This window comes from Polyangium sp. 6x1, assembly GCF_029946515.1.
Lineage (GTDB): Bacteria > Myxococcota_A > Polyangia > Polyangiales > Polyangiaceae > Polyangium.
In genome coordinates this window covers 80,526-102,899 of the sequence record NZ_JARZHH010000031.1, presented here as the reverse complement: position 1 = coordinate 102,899, position 22,374 = coordinate 80,526, and the positions used below count along the sequence as shown (strand labels likewise).

General features: G+C 71.0%; 14 protein-coding genes. 6 read left to right on the top strand and 8 right to left on the bottom strand.

Features of this window, described 5'->3' with window-relative positions; all coding sequences use genetic code 11:
• Positions 1 to 44: 44 nt before the first annotated feature.
• From QHF85_RS26975 to QHF85_RS26965, 3 genes are all read right to left on the bottom strand, one after another.
• On the bottom strand, positions 45 to 1,775 hold the full coding sequence (locus tag QHF85_RS26975; RefSeq protein ID WP_281330201.1) for an ABC transporter substrate-binding protein: 1,731 nt from the start codon (positions 1,773 to 1,775) through the stop codon (positions 45 to 47).
• A 115-nt stretch (positions 1,776 to 1,890) separates the two neighbouring features.
• Entirely contained in the window at positions 1,891 to 4,431 is a 2,541-nt protein-coding gene (locus QHF85_RS26970) for a dynamin family protein (RefSeq protein WP_281330200.1), read from the bottom strand.
• Between the two features lie 31 nt (positions 4,432 to 4,462).
• On the bottom strand, positions 4,463 to 5,914 hold the full coding sequence (locus QHF85_RS26965) for a hypothetical protein (protein ID WP_281330199.1): 1,452 nt from the start codon (positions 5,912 to 5,914) through the stop codon (positions 4,463 to 4,465).
• A 101-nt stretch (positions 5,915 to 6,015) separates the two neighbouring features.
• Between QHF85_RS26965 and QHF85_RS26960 the strand changes: the two genes are divergently transcribed.
• Positions 6,016 to 8,373 carry a PQQ-binding-like beta-propeller repeat protein gene (locus QHF85_RS26960; protein ID WP_281330198.1) on the top strand — a complete coding sequence of 786 codons (2,358 nt, stop codon included), beginning with the start codon at positions 6,016 to 6,018 and terminating at the stop codon, positions 8,371 to 8,373.
• 139 nt (positions 8,374 to 8,512) lie between these two features.
• On the opposite strand, the gene QHF85_RS26955 is transcribed toward QHF85_RS26960, so the two are convergent.
• Together QHF85_RS26955 and QHF85_RS26950 are read right to left on the bottom strand one after the other, a co-directional pair.
• Entirely contained in the window at positions 8,513 to 9,007 is a 495-nt protein-coding gene (locus QHF85_RS26955) for a septal ring lytic transglycosylase RlpA family protein (protein WP_281330197.1), read from the bottom strand.
• Between the two features lie 57 nt (positions 9,008 to 9,064).
• Positions 9,065 to 9,583 (bottom strand): hypothetical protein, encoded by a 519-nt coding sequence (locus tag QHF85_RS26950; RefSeq protein WP_281330196.1) that lies wholly within the window; start codon positions 9,581 to 9,583, stop codon positions 9,065 to 9,067.
• Positions 9,584 to 9,704: 121 nt separating this feature from the next.
• Between QHF85_RS26950 and QHF85_RS26945 the strand changes: the two genes are divergently transcribed.
• Together QHF85_RS26945 and QHF85_RS26940 are read left to right on the top strand one after the other, a co-directional pair.
• Positions 9,705 to 10,586 (top strand): hypothetical protein, encoded by an 882-nt coding sequence (locus QHF85_RS26945; RefSeq protein WP_281330195.1) that lies wholly within the window; start codon positions 9,705 to 9,707, stop codon positions 10,584 to 10,586.
• A 28-nt stretch (positions 10,587 to 10,614) separates the two neighbouring features.
• Positions 10,615 to 13,095 carry a hypothetical protein gene (locus QHF85_RS26940; protein WP_281330194.1) on the top strand — a complete coding sequence of 827 codons (2,481 nt, stop codon included), beginning with the start codon at positions 10,615 to 10,617 and terminating at the stop codon, positions 13,093 to 13,095.
• A gap of 436 nt (positions 13,096 to 13,531) precedes the next feature.
• Here QHF85_RS26940 and QHF85_RS26935 read toward each other — a convergent pair whose 3' ends face one another.
• Positions 13,532 to 14,302: a sigma factor-like helix-turn-helix DNA-binding protein gene (locus QHF85_RS26935; protein WP_281330193.1), complete on the bottom strand. Its 771-nt coding sequence runs from the start codon at positions 14,300 to 14,302 to the stop codon at positions 13,532 to 13,534.
• A gap of 209 nt (positions 14,303 to 14,511) precedes the next feature.
• Positions 14,512 to 15,036, bottom strand: coding sequence for a MerR family transcriptional regulator (locus tag QHF85_RS26930; protein WP_281330192.1), 525 nt, complete (start codon positions 15,034 to 15,036; stop codon positions 14,512 to 14,514).
• A gap of 284 nt (positions 15,037 to 15,320) precedes the next feature.
• Here QHF85_RS26930 and QHF85_RS26925 point away from each other — a divergent pair, with 284 nt between their 5' ends.
• The 3 genes from QHF85_RS26925 to QHF85_RS26915 are packed head-to-tail and all read left to right on the top strand — an operon-like array spanning position 15,321 to position 19,806.
• Positions 15,321 to 16,172, top strand: coding sequence for an alpha/beta hydrolase (locus QHF85_RS26925; protein WP_281330191.1), 852 nt, complete (start codon positions 15,321 to 15,323; stop codon positions 16,170 to 16,172).
• Positions 16,169 to 18,781, top strand: coding sequence for an ABC transporter substrate-binding protein (locus QHF85_RS26920; protein WP_281330190.1), 2,613 nt, complete (start codon positions 16,169 to 16,171; stop codon positions 18,779 to 18,781). The genes QHF85_RS26925 and QHF85_RS26920 overlap by 4 nt, the downstream gene beginning before the upstream one ends.
• The gene (locus tag QHF85_RS26915) at positions 18,772 to 19,806 is read left to right on the top strand and encodes an ABC transporter permease (protein ID WP_281330189.1); all 1,035 of its coding nucleotides are present in this window, start codon (positions 18,772 to 18,774) and stop codon (positions 19,804 to 19,806) included. Before QHF85_RS26920 ends, QHF85_RS26915 begins: the two co-directional genes overlap by 10 nt.
• On the opposite strand, the gene QHF85_RS26910 is transcribed toward QHF85_RS26915, so the two are convergent.
• Positions 19,807 to 22,362, bottom strand: a complete 2,556-nt coding sequence (locus QHF85_RS26910; RefSeq protein ID WP_281330188.1) for a response regulator — start codon at positions 22,360 to 22,362, stop codon at positions 19,807 to 19,809.
• Positions 22,363 to 22,374 lie beyond the last annotated feature (12 nt).

Here is a 22,374-nt window from a genome sequence, read left to right as displayed (position 1 = left end):
CGCCGCCCCGGAGGGCGGCGTTTTGTTCGTTTCCGCGCGCCGCTTTACTTGCAGGCGTCGGTGAACACGCCCTTGAGCGTCTGCGATTCAGCTTCGTAGTACAACCCGGAGAGCTGCTCCTTGGTCTTGCCGGTTCCATCGTCGGACAGGCAGAACACCTGGACGTTCGCCGCGGGATCATTCGTCTCGGGATCGAAGTTGAGCGGGCCGAAGGCGCCGTTGTAATCGATGGTCTTGTACGTTCCCGACACGAGCTTGTTCATCGTATCGCTGAGCTGCAATTGGCCGGCGTTGATCACGGCGTCCACGGGGTCTGCGTTCGACATCTTCGTCATCCCCACGGCGAGCTTTCGGCCCGTGAGGATGCCGTCGGAGATCGTCGCCGCGCTGTAGAACAGCAAGTAGGCGGCGTCGTACGCGCTCGCCGCGCCGAGGATCGAGGGGTCGCCGTTGTCGCTCCCGAAATTCCCCGCGTACGCCGTCACGAAGTACTGGTAGTTCATGTCGGTGTCTTGCGGACCGGGCACGACGCCCGTGGTGCGCCTGCGCCAATCGGCCTTTGCCATTGCATCCGCCCCGACGTCGATGGCGCTCGCGAGCGCGCCGGTGTTGTAGTTCGAGTCGGAGAAGACGTAGCGCGGCTTGTACCCGAGCGCGGTGTTCCACCCGATCTCGATCGCGCCATAGAGCGACGAGGCCGCCTCGCTCGTCCCGAACAGCAGGACGATGTGCGAGCCGTGCTCCTTCACCGCTGCGATCGCCTCGGGGTACTTGGTCGTGCCCTCGGGATCGCCGTAGTCGACGACGAGGAAGTTCGCGCCGTTGCTGAGCGCGGGCTTGCCGTTGAACGTCAGCGTCGACTGGAGGGCGTTTCGGAGGCCCGTGCCGTAGGCGTCCCCCTTGTGGACGAGCGCGATCTTGGTCGGCTCGTCCCCCAGCCCGAGGTCCATGCGGACCTGGTCCTCGAGCTTCGACACGTATTGCGTGAGCGCGTTCGCCTGGAAGATGTCCGAAGGAACGGTGCGCCACACGAGCCCGGCCGTCGCGCCCGCCGGCTTGTCGGCGAGGCTCGTCAACGCGATGCCCGTGGCGGACGCGCTGATGAAGAGCACGTCCTTCTTGATGGTCTCCTCCGTGGCCGTCTCGATCGCGACGCTGCTGAAGGCGCCGCCGATGATGGCCTGGACGCCGAGGTCGTCGATGAGGTGCCTGGCCGCCTTGATGCTCACGCTGCCCTCGCCCGCGTCGGTGCAGCCGATCATCACGACGGGGCGCGTGCCCGCTTGCCCGGCCAGCGGCAGGCCGCCGTTCTGCTTGATCTCCCGGATCGCGACCCGGACGCTATTCTCCATCGAGATGCCGACCTCGCCGTCGAAGCCCGTCGCCGTCGTCGGGTGGATCGAGCCGATCAGGAAGACGTTGTCGGCCGTCGGATCCCCCTCGACGACCTGACACTCGGGGGACAGCAGCGGCCTGCAGACGCCGGACGCGTTGCCAGGCGCCTTGCGGCAGAACTGCCCCGCGCCGATCGTCTCGCAGTCGGCCGTCTTCGCGCAAAGGACGTCGCCGCCGCCGACGCAGACCCCTGCCTCGCACTTCATGCCGTTCGGGCAGTCGGTGTTCACGTCGCACTGCTTCGTGCTCGTATCGACGATGACGGAGCAGGAGGGCGTGGTCAGGACGACGCCGAGCGCGAGCGCGAGCGCGCCGGAGAGGCCCCGCCGAAAGAGATTTCGCTTCTGCACGTGACCACTTCCGCCAGACGACACATCCATGATCTTGCCTCGATCCTGCAAAATTCTTCGGCGCGATGATACCCGCGCGAAGGCGCGCCGGGAGCATGAAATGCGCGGCCGGTAGGCCTCGGCGCGTTTTTCCTGACCGGGCCGCTCACGCCTTCGCGGAGAGCGCGCGCTCCACCATCGCCGCGCGTTGCTCGATGAGCGCGAACGGCGCGGCGGGCAGGCCCACCTCCGCCGCCGCCACGAGCGCCGACGCGAAGGCAACGATCGCGGCTTCGATCACGCGCCCGAGCGGCCGATCGACGCGCTCGGCCAGCCCCTCCAGCGCCGCCACCGCGCCCATGAGCGCGGCGCGCACGGAGGCCATGGCCGCGGGCGACGCCGTGACGCCGGCATACCGCGCGATCTCCTGCACCAAGGGGTCCGTGAGCCTGGAAACGAAGCGCTCTTCGACATACGCCTCGAGTCCAGGATCGGTGCGTTTTCGCTCGTCCGTGAGATCGCCGAGGGGGCGCAGATCGGTCGCGAGCATGCGCCGCGCAGGCTCGAGCGCCTTCTCGATCGAGGCCGCGATCGTGCGTCGATCGTGACGAAGCTTCGCCGCGGACGCACGCCACGCCTCGTGCGTCGCGCGCGTCTCCTCGATCTTCTCGCGATCCTCCGCGGCGCGCGCCGACGCGACGGACGCGAGCTCGCGCGCGATGCGCAGCGCCCTGCGGCGGAGGGCTCGCTCGCGCAGCTCCGCGGAGCGATCGACGATCCGCTCGGCGAAGAGCGACTCGACGCCCGCCCACCCCGAAGCTTCGAGCGCGGCCGCGTCGCCGAGCTTGCCCTTCAAGGACAGGCGCGCCGAGAACGCGAGCGGCGGCGCGTAGGAGCCGATCCCGGTCTCTTCGAGGCTCGTCTGCACGTGCACGAGGACACGCGCGAGCTCGTCGGGCGAGAGGCGATCGGCCTTGTTGACGAGGATCTGCACCGGCACGCCGAGGCCCTTGATCTCGGAGAGCACGCGCCGCTCGCTCTCCTTCATCGGCCCGCTCGCATCGAGCAGCCAGACGGCGACGTGCGCCTCGTCGAAGGCCTGCCGCGCCGCGGCGATGTGATCGGGATCGGGCGCGTTGAAGCCCGGCGTGTCGAGGATCTCCACGCGCTTGAGCCGCTCGATCGGCGCGTAGATGAAGACGCGCTCGACCCGCTCGCCGCTCGCCGCGAGGCTCTTCAACGCGGCCTTCAAGCCGACATGCGGCACGACGCGATCGGGCGCGCCGCGCACCACGATCCGCGCGAAGGGATCCGGCGCCCACGCGACCCAGTGCATCGTCGCGGTCGTCGGCAAGACGCCCGTCGGCGCGACGTCCTCGCCGAGCAGCGCGTTCAGGAACGTGCTCTTGCCGGCGTTGAACTCGCCCACGACGGCGACGCGCAGCGGGCGCTCACGCTCGACGGCGATCGCCTCGACGCCCGTGACCACGTCGAGCCGTTCGAGCGCGCGCGCAGAGCGGCCGAGCTCGTCGAGCAAGTCGGGCCAGGAGGCGATGCCATCCTCCGGGACCCAGCTCCGGATGATGCCGCTCGCGATCTCGGCCGACCACGCCGCCGCCTCGCCCGAGACGCGCTCGAGCTTGGCGAGCGCCGCGCGATGACGCCCCTCGGCCGCGAGCACGGCGCCCTCGCGGAGCGTGCGCAGGTCCTCGGGCAGGCGGCCCGGATCGCGCGCCGCGAGCGCGTGCAAGGCGTCGAGGTCCCGCGTCTCGGTGGCGAGCCGGAGCAGCGCGGCGGCGGCGCCCGCGTGCCCGGCGGAGAGGCCTCGCGAGAGCGCGGCGCGCGCATCGGCACGGCGGCCCTCGGCGAACGCGAACGCCGCGGCCCACGCGGGCTCCTCGATGAGGCCGGCCGCGGTCACGACGCGACGCGCCCGATCGACGAGCACGACATCGCGGCAGCCCGCGATGAGCGCGGAGAGCAGCTCCGCGGAGCCCGACGCGTCGAGGATGCAGGCGCGCAAGCCGAGGTCGAGCGCGGTCGACCACTGCCCCTGTGCGAACGCGAGCCGCGCGCGGACGAGCGCGCCGCGGCCGTCGATCCGCTCGGGATCGACGACGGGCGCATACCGCGCAGCCGTGGCCACGTCGCCCAGCGCGAGCGCGCACTCGGCGCGCCGCAAGGCCACCTCGCGATCGGGCGCCGCGGGCAGCTCGGTCCCCGTCGTCGCGAGGGCCGCGAGCGACGTACCGATGCGATCGAGCCAGCGGCCAGCCCGCGCCGGATCTCCGGCCCAGAGGTCACGATCACACAGATCGAGCAGCGCGAGCCGCGCGGCTTCACGCTCCTCGGGCGCGTCGGCGGCGCGCTCGAGCGCCTCGGCCGCGCGCACGTCGCCCATGCGCGCACGCGCCTGACCGAGCCTGAGCCACACGTCGGCGCGCCAGGGGACGAGCGTCGCGAGCTCGGCGAGCGCCTCGGCGGCCTCGTGATCGAGGCCCGCGTCCTCGGCGGCGTCGGCCCAGAGCGCGAGCCCGAGCGGCGAGCCGGGCACGCTCGCGAGGATGGTCCGCGCGAGGTCGCGCGCTTCGAGCGGGCGGCCCCGCGCGAGCGCCATCTCCGCAGCGCGGCGCTCGTTTTCGAGGCCGCGCGCCAGGATTTCGACCCGCCCGAAGAAGTTCGAAAGGCTTTCGACGAGCCGCGCCATGGCCGCATCAAAGGCCGGCCGCGGCCTCGGATCAAGGGGCTTCGCCCGTAACGTCCGTCGCCGCGTCGCCCCGTCGACGCAGCACGAGGTAGGGCAACCCGGGCACACGGCTCTCCGCGGTCACCACGAAGTTCGAGGCCATTTCCGGAAAACTCGCGATCCGCGCCTCGACGCCGCGATCGAAGATCGACGCCGTCCACGGCGCCTCGACGCGCGCGCCCGGCGCGAGCAAGAGGACGAGCGTGTCCACGCCGCGCGCGTCGAGCATCGCCGGCGCGATCCGCTTCGTCGTGTGCCCGCCGGGCAAGGCGGCGATCGCCGGATCCGTGAGCCCCGCGAGATCGACGATGTTCGCCTCGGTCGCAGCGCCGACCCAGCCGGCGTCGAGCGAAGCCACGACGCGCGCGCCTTCGAGCGCAGGACGGAGCTCGCGCACGAGCGCGGCGCGATCCGAACCGACACGCGCGGCCGCGGGGCCGATCTTGATCATGACGAAGAGCTCGCCCGCGAGCGCGAGCGCGACGCGCGCCGCCGTCACGCGCGCGTCCGCGACGGAGGCGAGGTGCGCAGCGGCGAGGATCACCGCGGGGAGCACGGGGACGACGAGGCGCGAGAGCGGCATCCAGTCCCCTCCCGCGACCGCGACCGCTGCGAAGTGGACCGCGACGGCGAGCACGAGGCCCCGCACGAACGAAGTCGACCGCACGAGCGCGCGCGGCGCGACGAGCGCCAGCGGTCCCGTGAGCAGGAAACACGCGAGCGCGTACTTCGCGCCGAGCCATGGATCCGAGGGCTTGGCGAGCACGGCGAGCGGCGTCGGACGACCGAACACGGCGAGGCGAATCGCAACAACGAGGAAGAAGGGCGCCGCAGCGAGCCCCGCACGAACCATCTCCGCGCGTCCGAGGCGCATCGTCTCCCTCGGCGGCGGCGTGATCGCGACGACGAGCACGAACGGCAAGAGCTCCGGTCGAAGCGCAGCCGCGAGCCCGAGCGGGACCGCGCCTCCCCTCGGGCGCCCGAGCGCGACGAGGCACACCGCGATCGACACGAGCGCGGTCGCAAAGCCCGTCTCGAGCCCCGCGACGCTCCACGCCGCGAGCGGGGCCGATGCGGGCAACATCACGAGCGCACACCAGCGCGCGCGGGAAGAAGTAGAGGCACGATCCATCGTGACCGCGAGCAGCGCCGCCGCCGCTGTCCATGCGAGCAGCCCGAGGGCCTTCGCCGCGGCGAGCGCGTCGAGCGGACCGTGGGCGGCGAAGGGCGCGAGCAGGTACGGAAATCCGAGCGGCGTGACGGCGTCGGTGATCGGCCCGTGGGCGTTCCAGCGGTAGCCGAGGCCACGCGCGACGTGGGTCGCGTAACGCGCCGGGATGAGCGCGTCGTCGACCGTGAAGCCGTACAGGAAGAGCGCCGGCACCAGCGCGAGCGCCGCGCCGAGCACGGCAATTCCAAGGGCGCGCGGCCAAGAAACCGGCACGCAGGGGCTCCTAGCGACACTCCATCGGTTTGTCCACTCCGCGACGATCGATGCACAAAACTTAGGAAGCGACGGAAGCCTCTCTAGCATTCGGCCCACGGATGACCGGCCTAACTCTCGTTGCCCGACGCCCCGAGATCCAGCCTGCTTCGACCTCCTCGGTCGACAGCCCGGCACTGCGCGCGCTCTTCGACCTCGTGCTCGATCGCGCCCCTTCTGCCACCGTCCTTCCCGAGCGAGACGCGACCTCGCTCGTGATCGACCTCGCTTACTCTGTCGCGGACCTCTGCGCTTTCCGGAGGCGGCGCGCCGCCATCCGCGTGAGCCTCGGCGGCGAGCCCTGGGAGCTCGGCCTCGAACGCGCCGGGCGAGACGTGCTCGTCTCCCTCGCGCAGACGAGCTCGAAGCCCGAAGTGGCGATCCACGAGCGACGCGTCGACGGCGACGCGCTCTCCACGCGGATCCTCGGCGCCCTCGCCGCGCTCGCGGGCCCCTCGGAGCAAAGCGCCATCGCCTCGCTCGCGTCCCTCGACGGCGAAGGCCCGAGGTCCAAGCTCTACGGAGAAGCCGCGCGCATCGCAGCGGCCCGTGAGCACCTCGCCGCGAGCTCGCCCTTCGGCGCAGGCGAAGACCTCACCGAGCCCGCCGTCGTCGCGGTCGAGCCGACGGGTGACGTGCCGATCACGATCGCGGCCGACATCCTCATGCGCACGCCCGCGCCCTCGGCGGCAGCGGAGACGGCCGTGCAGCGCGCCGATCTCTTCGCGCTCCTCTTCCGCGGCAAGCTACGCGTCATCGTGGGCGAGCACGCGCGCGAGCTGCCCGACGTGTTCGTCTTCCTCTTCGCCGAGCAGCTCGTCGAGATCACGCTCGAGGCGCTCTCCGCATGGGCGCTCGGCCGGCCTTACTACCGTCGCCTCACCATCGGCGGCGCCGTCTGCGCCGTGCGCATCCAGGGCGAGGGCCACACCTCGCTCACGATCGGCATGCCGCGCCGCGGCGCCGACGAGCGCGGCCACGTGTGGACGTTCCCAGCCGTCGACGTCGGCGCCCTCGTGCAGAGCGTCGTCGCCTTCGGTCGCGCCCTCGCGCGAAGCGTCGTACGCCGCGACCGCGCGCAGTCGCAGAACCTCCGCCTCTCCGCATTCCGCACGAAGGTGCGCGAGCTCGGCGAGCGCATGCGCGACCTCACGCGCGACGACTCCAAGATCAACGACGCCCCCGAAGGCTACCGCGCCTTCGCCGCGTCCCTTCGCCAACCGCCGCAGCCGCCCGAGGACGAGACCCTCGCGTCGAGCCGCCTGCGCTACACGCCGCGCTGGTTCGCCGCGATCCCCTCGATCGACCTGCGCGCCACCTTCCTCTGCGGCGACGCGCTCGTCGTCGGCGCCACACGCGAGCTCTCCTGCATCGATCGTCGCACCGGCGAGCTCGCATGGTCGCGGCCCGTGCCGCGCGCCGCGAGCGTGATGACGCCCCTCGGCCTCGCGCGCATGGAAGCCGAAGGCGCGCTCCACCTGCACGACCTGCAGACGGGCGACGTCCTCTGGACGACGAACCTCACGCCGCGCGCCGGCGCGAGCACATCAGGTGTCGTCGTGAGCACACCGGGCCTGCCGCGCATGCTCGTCGTGAGCGAAGGCGCGCGCCACCTCGCCGCGATCGATCTGCACGGCGGCGAGGTGCGGTGGCGCTACGCATCGCGGCGAAGCGGCATGTTCCGGCTGCGGCGCGCGGGCAAGCTGCTCGTCGTCGCCTCAGGCGAGTCCGCGCTCGTCGCACTCGACGTGCTCACAGGCGAGGTCGTCTGGCGCTTCTGCGATCGTCGCCGCTTCGCCTCACACGTGACCGTCGATCACGACGCGCTCTTCGCCGTCAGCGGCGACGGTGCATTCGTGGATCGCGGCAGCGCGGGGCTGCACCACATCGACCCGTGGACCGGCGCCGCACGCTGGAGCATCGATCTACCCGCAGAGACGCGCCCCCTCGGCGCGCCGCTGCTCGCGCCGGACACCGTCGTCATCCAGACGCACGGCCGACGCGGCACGGGCCTCGTCGGCTTCGATCGCGCCACAGGCGCCCAGCGCTTCGACATCGTCGCCTGCGCCTCGGCCGCTTCATGCCTCGTCGTCGACGGCACCGTCATCCTCAACAGCGAAGGTGGCGAGCTCGTAGCCATCGACGCAAAAGACGGCACGACCCGTTACCGTCACGTCTTCGGCGGCGCCGAAGGCGACCGCCCGCGAAGGCTCGAACCCATGCTCCGCTCAGGCGCGCTCTTCGTCCCGCAGAGCGAGCTCTTCGTCGTACGCCCCCGCGACGGAAAGCTCCTCGGCCGCGTCCCCGCCGACCTCGTCCCCGATCTCTTCCGCGTGGACGAGCGGTGCGACGTCTACGTCGTCGAGGAGAGCGGCCACATCGCAGCGTTCTCCACGGGCCCGCGTCTCCGCCTCGTTTGAGGAGGGTGCTTCAGCAGAGCGTAGCGCCGGGGTTTCACCCCGGACCCGACCAGGGGTTGTCCACCCCTGGACCCGGACCAGGCGCGGCCTGGACCGAAGGTGCATCGACCGCGATGCGGTCGATGCAAGGGTCGAGCAGTCAGCGGCGCTTTTTCTTCGCGGACTTCTTCGCCGGCGGCAGTGACACCACGCGCAGCACGACGTCGGCGACGCCCATCCGCACGATGCCGAGCGCCTCGGCCGCGCGCCGCGACAGATCGATGATCCGCCCTCGCACGTGCGGGCCGCGATCGTTGATCCGCACCTCCACCGAACGTCCCTCACGCTCGACGCGCACGATCGCGCCAAACGGCAACGTCTTGTGCGCAGCCGTCAACTCGGTCGGCTCGTACGGCTCACCGCTCGCAGTCGGCCGACCCTTCAGCTTGTCCGAGTAATAACTCGCGCCGCCGCGCTCTTCTTTCCCCGCCACGGCCGAGCCTGCAGGCGCCGCGTCCGGCGTGACCGCCCCCTTCCCCGCCGCTTCCGCGCCACCACCGCACCCCGTGGACAGGCCGACAAGCGTCGCAAGCGCGAGCACAGGAAAGAGACGTCGAAACAGCATGCGCGGGAGACGCGCGGAGAGCGCGGCCATGCCTCCCGTCTATCCCGACATGCTGGGGGCTCCAAGCAAATTGGCCGGCGGGGACGCCTACGTGGGCGCCGTCGCCGGCGGGTGCTCACGTTGGGCAGGAGCCTGTGTTCCCGCCTCCTCCACGGCCGAAGCGACGACGCTCGACGTCCGGAGCTGCTTCGTTCCGGCCTTCGATCGCACGAACCGCGCGAGCTCGACGAAAGGCACGCGCGTCGGGCAGATCTCTTCTTTCTGCGCGAGCACGTCCATCGGCACATGCGCAAGCGAACGCGCCGCGGCGTCGTAGTCCGGCATGCTCCGCGACGACGAGAGCACGATCGTCATGAGCCCGGGGTACTCCCCGCCCGAAGCCGCGATGCGATCCGCCTCGCCGACGTCACAACGCCCACACGCGATGCACCGCGAAAAACTCGCGATGCGCTCACGCTCCGCGGCGTCGAGCGCCGGCAGGCCGTCGGCGTCGTAATTCTCGTGAAACAGAGGAAGGCCCGTCTTCCGCCCGAACAGCCTCCCGACGAGGACCTTGAGCAGCGACCAGGCAAGCACCACGAGAGCGAGCGCGCGACCGGAGAGCACGTTCTCCCTATAGCAACGCGCGCGCCTCGGGGCAGGCGTGGTTTCGCACGGCGACGCGAACGAGCTGCCCGGGCCTTTGGATCCAAGCATCGCCCGAGACGTGGTAAGACCCCGGCTGGAGATGCGCTTCTTACGCGACCGCTTCGCCACGTGCGCCCCGACCCGCGTTGCCGCGCGAACCTCCGTGTTCGCGCTCCTCGTCGCCCTGGCCGCCTCGGCCTGCAGCGGCACGGGCGACGGCGGCACGGGCGATCCGCCCAGCAAGCCCGCTGCCGATCCCTGCGGCGGAGGCGACCGATTGTCCGACGTCGTATCGGAGCCAACCTGGGTCGATCCCGACCAGGCGATGAGCAATTCGTGCAGCTACCCGCCCGACCGGCCGGTGAAGCTCTCCGGCCTACGGATCGTCGCCATCGATCACTTCGACGAGACCGGCAACGGCGCGTCGGGCAACTACTACGTGCAAGACGGCTGCGCTGATCCGATCGGCCCCTACTCGGGCATGACGGTCTACGCGCCCTCGTTCAGCCCACCGGATCTGCGCCTCGCCGCGGGCGACGTCGTCGACGTGCTCGGCAACCTGATGGAGTTCCCCGGCCCCACGAGCGGCCCGTTCCCGCAGTGCCGCACGCTCCCGGAGATCGGCGGCACCATGACCTTCCGCTTCGAGCTCGGCCCGGATCTCCCCGCGAGGACGATCCCGACCACCGACCTCAAGACGTACGAAGGCGCGCGCCAGTGGCTCGGCATGCTCGTGCGCATCGAGAACGTCGTCATCGCGGACAAGGCCTACGAGAGCAGCGGCCGCTACTCCGCGCCGATCGACGTCGGCGGCGGCATCAGCCAGATCGACGTGCCGAGCATCTCGAACGAGCTCTTCGACCTGAAGAACGAAGGCCCGCTCCTCGCCGAAGGCGTGAAGTTCAAGGCCGTCACCGGCGTCGTCACCTACTTCTACGGCTTCAAGATCGCGCCTCGCTCCGCGGCCGATTTCGAGCTCTGATCGCAGAGCTCCCCCTTTCCGCACCGGCATGAAGACGACGCCCGAGCCCCCGCCCGAGACCACCCCGCGGCGGCCTCCGTCGCGAACGTTCGTGACCATCGCCGCGCTCGCCGCGCCCCTCGTGATCGCCTCGTGCAGCGGCGCGAATGGCCCGTCCAAGCGAGGGGGCCCTTCGGTGCTCGCCTCGTCCGGAGGCGCGCCGATCGCGGGAATCGAGGTCCATGCCCTCGACGAACGCCCGCGCCTGACCCTCGTGAACCGCGACGGTGATCCCGCGCCCGCCATCGCCGTCGCGTTCGCCACCGATCCAGGCCCGGCCACGGCGGCCGCGCTGTCGGCGCTCGTCGAGGCGCGCCTCGCGGCCGCGGGCTTCGAAACACGCGTGCGCGCCGATCGCACCGGCTTCCGCGCCGAGTGGCTCGTCGACAACACCACGCGCATCGCGCCCTTCTTCGCCGCGCTCGTCCGCGCGATGCGAGATCCCGTCGTCGCGAACGGCCCCGAGTCGCCTCTCGTCACGCGACGCCTCGCGGCCTTGCGAAAGACGCCGCTCGACGCACCCGAGCTCGCGGCGATCGCAGCATGCACGGGTCGCCTCGGCCTCTCTCCGAGCGAGGCCGTACCCGATCCCGCCTCGCCCACGTTCGCCGGCGAGCTCGAAGGCCATCGCCGCGAAGGCCTGCACGCGGGCCGCGCCTCGATCGCCGCGGTCGGCCCCGCATCGTTCGGCGCGCTCGTCGCGAAGGCGCTCGAAGCAAGCGAAGGTTGGCCCGTCGGCGAGCCCGCCGCGGATCCCTTCCCGACCGCCGACACCGTCACGAGCTACGTCGCGCCGCCGCAAAGCGCGCCACGCGGGCAGGTCACGCTCGCCGTTCGACTCGGCGATGCCCTCGGCGCGGTCGCCACCGCCGAGCGCCTCGCGGCTCCCGGATCACCGCTCCATGCGCGCCTCGGTAGCCTGCCCGAAGCGTTCCACGCCGTGGAGATCGTCGGCGTCGCGCGCGCCCGCGGCGGCTGCGTCAGCGTCACGATCGAGCCCGACACGCGCCTCGACGCCGCAGAGCTCGAGCGCGCAGCAGCCCGCGCCGCTGCCATCACGCGTCACGAGCTCCGCCTCGAAAGCGCAGCACCCGCAAACGCCTCCGTCGCGATGCGGCAGATCCTCTCCGCAGCCGACCCGCGCGACGCCGCATCCCGCGCCGCCTGGTGGGATCTCACGACGCCCGTTCCCGCCGCGCCGTCGCGCATCGCCATCGCGCTCGCCTTGCCGCCGCGCGCCACGCCGACGCCAAGTTCGTCAGGACGCACCTTCACCGCCGAGCTCGACCGCGCGTGGGCGAAAGCAAACGAGCCCGTCGTCGAGCGTCGCGCCGCCGTCGAGCGTGGCCAAGGTGAGCTTTGGGCCCTCGTCGCGAGCCCGTGTGGTGTCGTCGACGAAGGCGCGACCGACGCAGGCGCATCCGCCCTCGCCATGCTCGCAGCCGCAGCCTCGCGTGATCCAAACGCAGGTGTCGCGCTCGAACCGTGGGTCGGCCCCGACGGCGTCGGCCTCGTCGCGCACGCCGCACCGCGTGACGAACACGAGACCCCCATCGAGCTCGCGCGACGCGTCGGCGACGCAGCCGCGCGAGCCTTGTCACCAGCCGCGCTCACGCCGATCGCGCTCACCGACGCGCGCACCTCGGCCCTCGCGCACATCGAGCGCACGACCGGTCGCGGCGGCATCGCCTTCGAAGCACTCGCCTCCGCACTCGTGCCCGAACACCCTTCCTGGCTCGATCCGCTCGGCCTCTACACGCGCGTCTCCGGCGCAGGTCTCGAAGGCACACGCCTGCGCCTTCGCTCGCTCCTCGAAGGACCCCTCCGCCTCGCCGTCCTCGCAAACACCGACGCCACGCAAACCGCAGAGGTCGCACAATCCGTCGATCGATGGCTCGTCCCGCGCCCACCCGCACGCGCATGCCCAACACCGACACGCAGCGCGCCACGCACGGGCCCACTCACCGCGCGTCTCCCGCGTGACGCCGGCCTCGCACAAGCGCTCATCGCAGCGCCCATGCCAGCGGTCTCCGCACCCGGACACGACCTCGCGCTCTTCGTGGCACTCGCACTCGGCGGCGAAGGAGGCCTGCTCGAAGCAACCCTCCCGCCATCGAACGGCGTCCGCGCAACCGCACGCATCGTCGGCACAAACCAAACCGCCGCGCTCGTCATCGACGTCCGCGCACCGTCCGACCTACTCGCGTCCGCAGCAAACGACGTCCGCGCACTCCTCGGCCGTCTCTCGCGCTCAGGCCTCGGCGCACCAGAATTCACCCGCGCCGCAGCCCTCGCCTCGCGACGCGACACCGAATCCCGCGCCGACCCGCGCCGCCGCCTCATCCAGCTCTGGTCCGGTCGCAACCAGGCACCCCGCGAATCCCCCACGACGCAGTCGATCGCCGCATTCCTCGCGACGTCGCTCGCCGAAAGCGCGCTCCTCGTCGTCGAGGCGCATCCCGATCCCTGAGGCGCCGCGCCGGGGCGCTGCCCCGGGCCCCGCGGGGGCTATTCGCCCCTCGACCCGAACCAGGGCCAGCCCTGGACCTCTGGGCATCGACTGCGCTTCGCGCAGTCGATGCGGGGAGAATTTTTAAAGCTGTCCGCCCCCTCTTTGCAGCGCCAGCCCTGGACCATTTGGGGAAGAACTGCGCGATGCGCAGTTCTTCCCACAGGCCGATGGCAAGACCATGCAGGTCTGTTCACGCTTCGACGGGCGTTGGCAATAGAGCCGTCAGCGCGGCTGTCTTGGCTGGCAGGATCGTCGCAGGTCTTGAACCGGCCCGTTCGATGAACTGCGCGGAGCGCAGTTCATCGACCACGAGTCCAGCGCTTGCGCTGGTCCGGGTCCAGGGGTGGACAACCCCTGGTCGGGTCCGGGGTGAAACCCCGGCGACGCGCTTCCGTCAGAACAGATCGTCCGACTCTTCGAGGATCTGCGGCTCTTCCGCGTCCGCCTTTGCTTCGGTGTCGGCGTCGTCGTCCTCGAAATCGTCGTCGTCGTCGTCCTCGTCGCGCTCTTCCTCGTCGATGTCTTCGTCGTCGCTCTGGGCGAGCACCGGCAGACGGCGCTTGCCGACGGGGCCTTCGTCGACGTAGTCGCGCAGCGCTGACATGTCGCGCAGCGCTTGCAGCTTCGCGAGTGCTTTCACCTCGACCTGACGGATGCGCTCGCGCGTCAGGTTCATGATTGCGCCCACGTCTTCCAGCGTCGTGCCGCCGCGATCGGCCACGTCGAGGGCGCAGCTCTCGCTCATTTCCCAGGCTTCGAGGTCTGGGAAGTTCAGCTTGATTGCGCCTGTCCTCGCCGAGACGTCGAGGAAGAGGTGGTGCTTGCACGACACGTACGGGCAGGGCCGCGGGCCGTCGGCGCACTCTGCGCGCGTGCGCGGCTTCCAGTAGTCCACCTCGGGATAGAGCATTCGCCCGATCTCGAGCTCCCGCTTGGTCATGCGCTTCACGCTGATCGTGCGGGCGCGGACTTCGCGCTTGCGACGCGAGCGCCTTTGCTCGCGCGTGATCGCGGTTGCGGACGTCGCGGGGGCTGCCTTTCGGGCGAGCGCGCCCTCGACGAGGTTCTCGTCGCCGGCCTGCCTCGTCTGCGCGTCGTTCATGCCGTCCGTATCGTCTTCGAGCTCTCCGAAACCGCCGAGCTCGCCATCACCCATCGTTGCCATGCGCTGCCTCCCGCTGGTCCTTCCGTACTGCGCGCGCACGATCCCCCTGCTCGTTCGGAGACCGGTCCGGACGAGTGCAGGGGTCCTGCTCCCTGTGCCTACGTGTTCGCCTTCATCGATGGAGGACGGGCCAGCCGTCCTTCATCGACTTGAAATCAGCTCCGAGGCGTCAACCGCGACGCCTCGGAAAAATCTTCTTTTTCGATACTTCAGGAGCCTGCTGCCGCTGCTCTCCGCGAGAGCCGGGCCTGGGCCATCAAGCGCTCTTCGATTGCCGCGAGCTTGGCCACGAGGTCCTTGGCGAGCCTCTCCGCCATGGAGAGTTCCTGATGTATGGCTCGGTCGCTCGTCTCGCTTCGTCGATCCTTGGCTGCGTCACGAAGCGCGTCGAACACCTTGCCGATCGTCCGCTCGAGCTCCTCGATGTCACCCCGCACGAAGAGGAACTCCCGCTGGATCTCCTCGATCGTGTAGTCCTGCGCCATCATCTCTTTGATGCGCTGGATCTGCCTGACCACCGTCGCTGGGTAGAGCCCTTGTGAGCCCTGGTGCTTGCCCTTCTTGCCCACCCGGACGCTCCGGGGAAGGAGGCCGAGCTGTACGTATTTCCGAAGCGTGGCCTCACTGAATTTGATTTCGTGGGCGGCGAAGATGTCGAGGATCTCGGCCGACGTGATGCCTTGTTCGTGTTCGCGTTCGAGACGATCGAGCGCGTCGTCCGAGATCCGCTGCAAGGTTCCCCTCCGCCCCGTTCGGGGCAGCTCCCTTAACGACGCTCGTGAATGTATTCCACTCAGTAGAATACAGTCAATCTAACGGATCGTGATTATTTCCGGATGCGCGAAGAGCCTGCGCATCCCGCATTTTTCGAAACGCGCTAGGACATTTCCGGTCCGCCCTGAGATCGTTTTTTCTTGACGGTTTTGTGCATCTGAGGATCCCCCCCTCGGCTGTCAATTGGTGTTTATTCCTACACAAACTGCCCCTTTCTGGGCGGCTGATAGGCTTGCTCCCTCCCATGGCCGACATGAAGCCCGACCCTCCCGCGCGGGTCTTGCGGGACGTCAACGCCCGCGGCGTCCGCATGCGTGTCCTCGAAGCGGGTTCCGGGCCCGCGCTCCTGCTCGTGCACGGCTTCCTCGTGAGCCACCGCTCGTTCGACGACATCATCGACGCGCTCGCGCCGCGCTTTCACGTCATCGCGCCCGATCTGCCCGGCTTCGGCGAGAGCGAGAAGCCGAGCCCGACGCGTTATCCGTACGGGATCGAGGCCTTCGCCGAGTCGATGGCCGATCTCATCGCGGCCTTCGGCGTCGGCCGCGCCTCCGTCATCGGCCACGCGATGGGCGCGGCCGTCGCGCTCACGCTCGCGGCCGAGCACCCCGAGCTCGTGACGCGCCTCGTCGTCGAAGACGCGCTCTGTTACCCGTTCCCGATGAGCTTCCGCGGTCGCCTGCCGTTCCTTCCCGTGATCGGCGGCGCGATCTTCAAGCAGCTCTACGGGCGCAGGACGTTCCGCTCCTACTTCCGCGACGAGTTCTTCCGACCCGGCGCGGCGCTGCCGCACGAGCGCATCGATCAACACTACGACTTCTTCAACGGCCCCTCCGCGCGCGAAAGCGCGTACGCGGTGCTCCGCGCCATCGTCGACACGCGGCCCGTCGTCGCGCGCATCACGCGCATCACGACGCCCACGCTCGTCGTGTGGGGCCGCGACGATCGCATCTTCCCCGCCGCCTCCGCGCAGCGCCTCGCGCGCGAGCTGCCCCAGGCCAAGCTCGCGATCCTCGACGCAGCGCACGCCCCGCACGAGGAGCGCCCGCGCGAGTTCGCCGACCTCGCCGCGCAGTTCCTGGAGGGCAGACGGTGAAGCTGCGCGAGGCCGCGCGGACCTTCGTCAAGAACCCCGCGCAGCGTACGGGGTTTTTCCTCGTGCTCGGCCTCGTCGGTTTTTCCCTCCTCGGCCCCCTCCTCCTCCCGCACGATCCCAACACGAGCGACTTCTCCCTCGCGCGCGACGCGCTCGGCGCGCCGCCCGGCCCCTCGCGGACACACCTCCTCGGCACCGACGCGCTCTACCGCGACGTGCTCGCGCGCCTCGCCCACGGCGGCCGGCTCTCGCTCGGCATCGCGGCCCTCGCCACGCTGATCGCCACGCTCGTCGGCACGGCCGTCGGCGTGACCGCGGGGTATGCCGCGCAGACGCGCGCCGCGGCGATCGACGTCACGCTCATGCGGATCGTCGACATCCTGCTCGCGCTCCCGTTCCTGCTCACGGTCACGGCGATCGGCGCGTTCGTCGGTCGAGCCGACACGCTCACCGTGCTCTGCGTGCTCGGCCTCTCCGGCTGGGGCGGCTTTGCGCGCGTGCTCCGCACCAAGACCCTCCAGCTCCGCTCGCTCTCGTTCGTCACGGCCGCGCGCGCGCTCGGCGCGGGTCATGTGCGTATCGTCTTACGCCACATCCTGCCGAACGCCGCGAGCACCATCGCCGTGCTCGCCACCACGAGCGTCGGACAGATGATGCTCGCCGAGGCCGTCCTCGGTTACCTCTCGCTCGGCGTGCCGCCGCCCGAGGCCACGTGGGGCCGCATGCTGCACGAGGCGGAGCCCTTCATCGGCACGCGCCTCGGCCTCGTCGCCGCCCCCGCGATCGCCATCCTGCTCTCCGTGCTCGCCTTCGGCCGCGTCGGCGATGGATTGCGCGACGCGTTGGAAGCTCCGTCGGGACAAACCCCCTCGAAGGCGCACATGCAGGCCGATCTCCTGCTCGTCGCGGCCGCGCTCCTGCTCGTCGCCGTCCTCCGCCCCACGCCCGTCGCGCCGCCGATCGCCGCGCACCCGCCCGATCGCTCGCCCATGCGCGGCGGCACGCTCCGCGTCGCCACGATCGTCAACGTACGCACGCTCGATCCCGCGCTCGCCTATGACGAGGCCGCGACCTCGCTCGCCGACCTCGTCTTCGCGCGCCTCGTCACCTTCGCCGAAGACGGCCGCATCGTCCCCGAGCTCGCGCGTGATCTCCACGTCTCGGCCGACGGCCGCACGTACACGTTTTCCCTCCGCGACAACGTCGTCTTCCACGACGGCGCGCCTCTCCGCGCCGCCGACGTCGTGCGCTCGCTCGAGCGCACGCTCCATCCGCGCACGCCCTGCCCGGCCGCGAGCCACTACGCGTCCATCCAGGGTTTTTCCGCCTTTCACGAGGGGAAAACGCCGCACCTCGAAGGCGCGCGCGCCACGGGCGACCTCACCGTCGAGATCACGCTCGAGCGCCCCGACCCGACGTTCCTCCCGCTCCTCACGCTCGGCTTCGCCGCGCCCGTGTGCCCGTCGTCCGGATCGACCGTCGATGCCGCGCGCCCGCCGACGCCTTGCGGCGCGGGTCCCTTTCGCGTCGCGTCGTGGGAGCCCGAAGGACCGATCCGGCTCGCGCGACACGAGGCCTACTTCGTGCCCGGCAAACCCTACCTCGACGCGATCGAGTGGCACACGAGCGAGCGCTCCACGTCGCAACGTTACAAGTTCGAACGCGGCGCGCTCGACTACACGCGCGACCTCGGCAGCCAGGACGCCGCGCTCTACCGCGCGAGCCCTGCGTGGTCGGGGCAGCACGCGCTCTCGCCTTCCCGCGCGACGAACGCGATCTTCATGAACACCGAGCTCCCGCCCTTCGACGTGCGCGCCGTGCGCCGCGCCGTCGCGCTCGCGATCGATCCGAGCGTGCTCGAAAAGGTCCGCGGCGAAGCGCGCGAGAGCTCACGCGTGCTGCCCGAAGGCATCCCGGGCGCGGAGAGCATCCCGGCCATGCGCCGTCACGACCTCGCCGCGGCGCTCGAAGAGATGCGGCGCGCCGGCTACGCCTTCGATCCCGGGACGGGCCGCGGCGGGTATCCGCATCCCATCGACTACCTCGCCCCCGCGGACACCTTCGAGCAACAGGCGGCGGAGATCTTCGCGCAGCAGCTCGCGCGAATCGGTCTACGCATCCGGCTGCGGCTCACGAGCTACGCGACGTACCTCGCGGAGGCCTCGCGCAGGCGCACGACGCCGATGGGCTGGGCCGGCTGGAAGGCCGACTTCCCCGACCCCGGCAACTTCTTCGAGCCCACGCTCTCGTCGCGCGTGATCAGCGACGATCACTCCCAGAACTTCGCCTTCTTCGCGCACGACGAGCTCGACCGCGTGCTCGAAGCCGCGTCGCGCGAGCGTGACCCCGAAGCGCGGCGCCGCCACTTCCTGCGCGCCGAGGAGATCATCCGCGACGAGGCCCCCTGGGCGCCGACGTACGCCCCGCGCATCTTCGAGATCTGGCAGCCGTACGTTCGCGGCTACACGCCGCACCCGGTCGTGCCGCAGCGCTTCCGCGACACCTGGATCGACACGCGCGCCCTCGCCGCGGCGCAGACGCCATCGTTGCTCGGGCCCGCGTCGCTCTTGCTCCCGTTCGGCGCGCGACGAGGTTCGTCATGGCGTTGATCCTCGCGCGCATGGCGCGCCGCGTCGGCTGGGCGCTCGTCGTCATCTACGGCGTGACGATGGTGTCGTTCGTCCTGGTGCACGTGCTCCCCGGGGATCCCGCGCGGATGCTCGTCGGACCGCAGGCCTCGGCCGCCGACGTCGCGCGCGCGCGCGAGCTCTACGGTCATGGCGGCCCGCTCCGCGTGCAGTACCTGCGCTTCATGGGAAGGCTCGTGCACACGGGCCGTGGACCCACCCCCGAAGCGCGGAAGGATCCCGAGCACCGGAGCTGCGCGGCGATCGGCCCCGTGCACGTCGATCTCGGGCACAGCTTTCATTACCGGCGGCCCGTCGTGGACCTCGTGGCGGCGAAGCTCCCGCGATCCCTCGAGCTCGCGCTCGCCGCGCTCTTCGTGCAGCTCACCCTCGGCCTCGCCCTCGGCATCAGCACGGCCGCGCGCCGCGGAAGCCGCTGGGACGAGCTCGGCGCGGGCCTGTCGCTGCTCGGCATCAGCGCGCCGACGTTCCTCACCGGGCTCGCGCTCCAGTACGTGCTCGCGCATCGCCTCGGCCTGCTCCCCTACGACGGGCCCGGAAAAACCCCCGGCGAGCAACTCCTTTCGCTCGTGCTGCCGGCCCTCACCCTCGGCATCTACGGCAGCGCCCTCTACGCGCGCCTCGTCCGCGCCGAGCTCGGCGCCGCGCTCGCCGAGGACCACGTGCGCACCGCGCTCGCGAAGGGTGCCTCGCGCGCGCGGGCCCTCGTCGTGCACGGCCTGCGCACCACGCTCGCCCCGATCACCACGCTCGCCGCGCTCGACCTCGGCGCGCTCGTGGGCGGCGCGGTCGTGACCGAACGGCTCTTCCGCTGGCCGGGCATGGGACAGATGGCCGTCGAGTCGCTCCTCAATCGCGACGGGCCCGTCATCGTCGCGACGGTGCTCGTGGCCTCGACGGCCGTCGTGCTCTCGACCTTGCTCGTCGATCTCGTCGCGCCGCTCCTCGATCCGCGGATCGACCGCGCTCCGAAGAACGGCGCGTGATCACATCCCGGCGAGCGCGCGGCACTCGGCGCCGCGCGCCGACTCGGGGCCGGCGATCTCGGCGCACTTGCGAAACGCGGACGCGCCGCCGCCCGCCGCGCCGAGCAGGTACCACGCCTCGGCGCTGCCCGGCGATTGCTGCGTGTACTGCTTCGCGAGCTGACGCGCCTTGCCCATGTTGCCGGACTCCATCGCCTTCTGGATCCGCACCGGGAGCGGACCCGAGTCGTCGGCCGGCGTGGGCGTGGGCGGAGGCTCCGGCGCCGTCGCTTCGCCGCCCGCGGGTTTGCCCGTGGACGCCGGCTGCGAGGTCGGCGCGGACGACGGGGTCGCCGTGGGCTCGGCCGTCGGCGCAGCCGTGGGCTCCGCCGTCGGCGTCGTCGTGGGTGTCGGCGCAGGTGGAGGCGTTTGCGTCGTGGCCGCGGGCGCGACCGCGCTCGGTGTCGGCGTCGGCGCGGGCGCGACCGGCGTCGGGAGCTGCGCCGTGGTCGTGCCCTTCGTCTCGGTGGGTCCGGACAACTTCTGCTTCGCCACGCCGATGAGCACGAGCACGACGAGCACGGCGAGCACCCCGCCGACGATCTTCATCATGCGCGCCTGACGCGCGCGTTGCTCGGGCGACGGGCCGATCGGGAGCACGTCGCTCGACGGAGGCGGCTCGCTGATGCGCGCCATCTCCGCGCTGGCCGCATCCTCCAGCGGCTCGCCCGATCCTTCCGCGTCCGGCTCCTCCGCGGGAGCCGCCGCGCCCTCGTCGCTCGCGTTCGCCTCCGCCGGAGCCTCTTCCGCCGCGTCCGTCGCTTCCTCTGCCGCTGCTGCTTCCTCCGCGGCCGGCGCCTCGTCCTGCGTCGCCTCCGCGGCCTCGGCTGGCGCCTCTTCCTGCGCCGCCTCCGCCACCGCCTCCGCCTCGACCGCCTCCGATGCGGCCTCCTCGGGCGCGGCCTCGGGCTCCTGCGCGCGCACGGCATCACGCTCGGTGCGTTGCGTCGTCTCGGCCGCCTTCAGCGGCTCCGGCGCCTCGTCCGGCGCGGCGTCCGCGGCTGCGTCGGCTGTGGGCTCCGGCGACGACGTCGCGGGCGACGGCGCGCCGGGCGCTCGACCCGACGCCGTCGTCGGCGGCGCGGTCTCCTCGCCCTCGTCCGCGGCGACCCGGTCCGACGCGCCAAGCGCGCCCTTGCCGCCTGCGCGACGCGTGTGCGGCGACCGCTCCTCCTCGGCCGCGCGCGCGATCGCCACCGGGCTCGCGCCGGGCGTCCCTTGCCGGATCGTCTCCGGCCCGCGCGGCGGACTCAGCCGACTCTCCGGCGCGGGCGCGATCCCGATCGATCGGATCGGGCTCGTCACGCCGCCCCACGCGCCCGCTCCGCGTCCACGCGTGCTCACCGGCGCGGACGACAACATCATCGACGACGCGGCCGGCACGACCGGATCCTCGAAGAGCAGATCACCTGGCATCGGCGCGATTGGCTCGCCCGGGACGACCGCGCGTTGCGACGACGTCGCGCCGAGCAGCGAACGCGCCATCGCGGTCTGCGGCGCCGCCTCGTCGTGCCCGCCCTCGCCCACGACCGCGTCCTCCAGCGGCGCCGGCGGCTCCGAGGGTTCCATGCGCGGAACGAGCAGCCCCTCGAAGTAGAGCTTTGAAATCGTCGAGAGCGTCGACAGATCCTCGAACGGCGACGCATCGACGACGGCCATCAGATCCCGGCGACCATCGAACAGCCGCAGGATCCCGTTCAGCTCGTCGGGGATCTCGTTCAACCGATCGACGAGCTCCTCGGCGTTCACCTCGAACACCGTCGTGAGCGGCGGCAGCGCTTCGAGCAGGCGCCCCCACTCGTCGACGCGCCGCATGCCTTCCATCAAGAGGCCCTGCGTCGAGGCGCCGATCACATCGACATTGTCGACCTTGCAGAACTCGACCTCGAACGACCCCTCGTTCCAGAGGAGCGCGCGATAAACGGCCTCCTCCCCCATGAGCCGCCCGAGCGTCGCGTCGACGACCTTGCCTTCGCGGAAGTAGATGTGCGCGTCGTGCCGCTCGTAGCGGATGTGCACGATGCCGCTCTTGCGACTGACCTCGAAGGTCTGCAGCAAGTCGACCACGCCCATGTCCGAGACGAGGCCGCTGAAGCGCGTGCGGCCGCTCTGGTTCTGCTGCTTCGTGGCGATGCCCTCGCGCGTGCGCCGCGCGATGAGCAGATTGACGCGCGCGATGAGCTCCCGGACGAAGATGGGCTTCGTGAGGTAGTCCTCGACGCCGAGCTCGAGGCCACGGATCTTGTCCTCGATCGACTTCTGGCTCGTGAGAAAGACGACCGGGATCGAGGCCCAATCGCGGTTGTCCTTGAGCCGCCGCACGAGCGCGTAGCCGTCCATGTTCGGCAGGCGCGTGTCGGTGAGGATCAGGTCCGGCGGAGAGAGCTCGATCTTCGAGAGGGCGTCCGCTCCGTCTTGCGCCGTCGTGACGCTGAAACCGGCCTTTTTGAGGCTTACTTCGAGCACCCGCAGGCTGCGGGCGTCAGCGTCGACCAGGAGGAGCTGTTGTTTTGCCACGAGGGTTTTCCG

Coding starts and splice junctions, on each gene's coding strand:
- QHF85_RS26975 (WP_281330201.1), bottom strand. CDS start 1,775: ATGGATGTGTCGTCTGGCGGAAGTGGTCACGTGCAGAAGCGAAATCTC.
- QHF85_RS26970 (WP_281330200.1), bottom strand. CDS start 4,431: ATGGCGCGGCTCGTCGAAAGCCTTTCGAACTTCTTCGGGCGGGTCGAA.
- QHF85_RS26960 (WP_281330198.1), top strand. CDS start 6,016: ATGACCGGCCTAACTCTCGTTGCCCGACGCCCCGAGATCCAGCCTGCT.
- QHF85_RS26955 (WP_281330197.1), bottom strand. CDS start 9,007: ATGGCCGCGCTCTCCGCGCGTCTCCCGCGCATGCTGTTTCGACGTCTC.
- QHF85_RS26945 (WP_281330195.1), top strand. CDS start 9,705: ATGCGCTTCTTACGCGACCGCTTCGCCACGTGCGCCCCGACCCGCGTT.
- QHF85_RS26940 (WP_281330194.1), top strand. CDS start 10,615: ATGAAGACGACGCCCGAGCCCCCGCCCGAGACCACCCCGCGGCGGCCT.
- QHF85_RS26935 (WP_281330193.1), bottom strand. CDS start 14,302: ATGGCAACGATGGGTGATGGCGAGCTCGGCGGTTTCGGAGAGCTCGAA.
- QHF85_RS26925 (WP_281330191.1), top strand. CDS start 15,321: ATGGCCGACATGAAGCCCGACCCTCCCGCGCGGGTCTTGCGGGACGTC.
- QHF85_RS26915 (WP_281330189.1), top strand. CDS start 18,772: ATGGCGTTGATCCTCGCGCGCATGGCGCGCCGCGTCGGCTGGGCGCTC.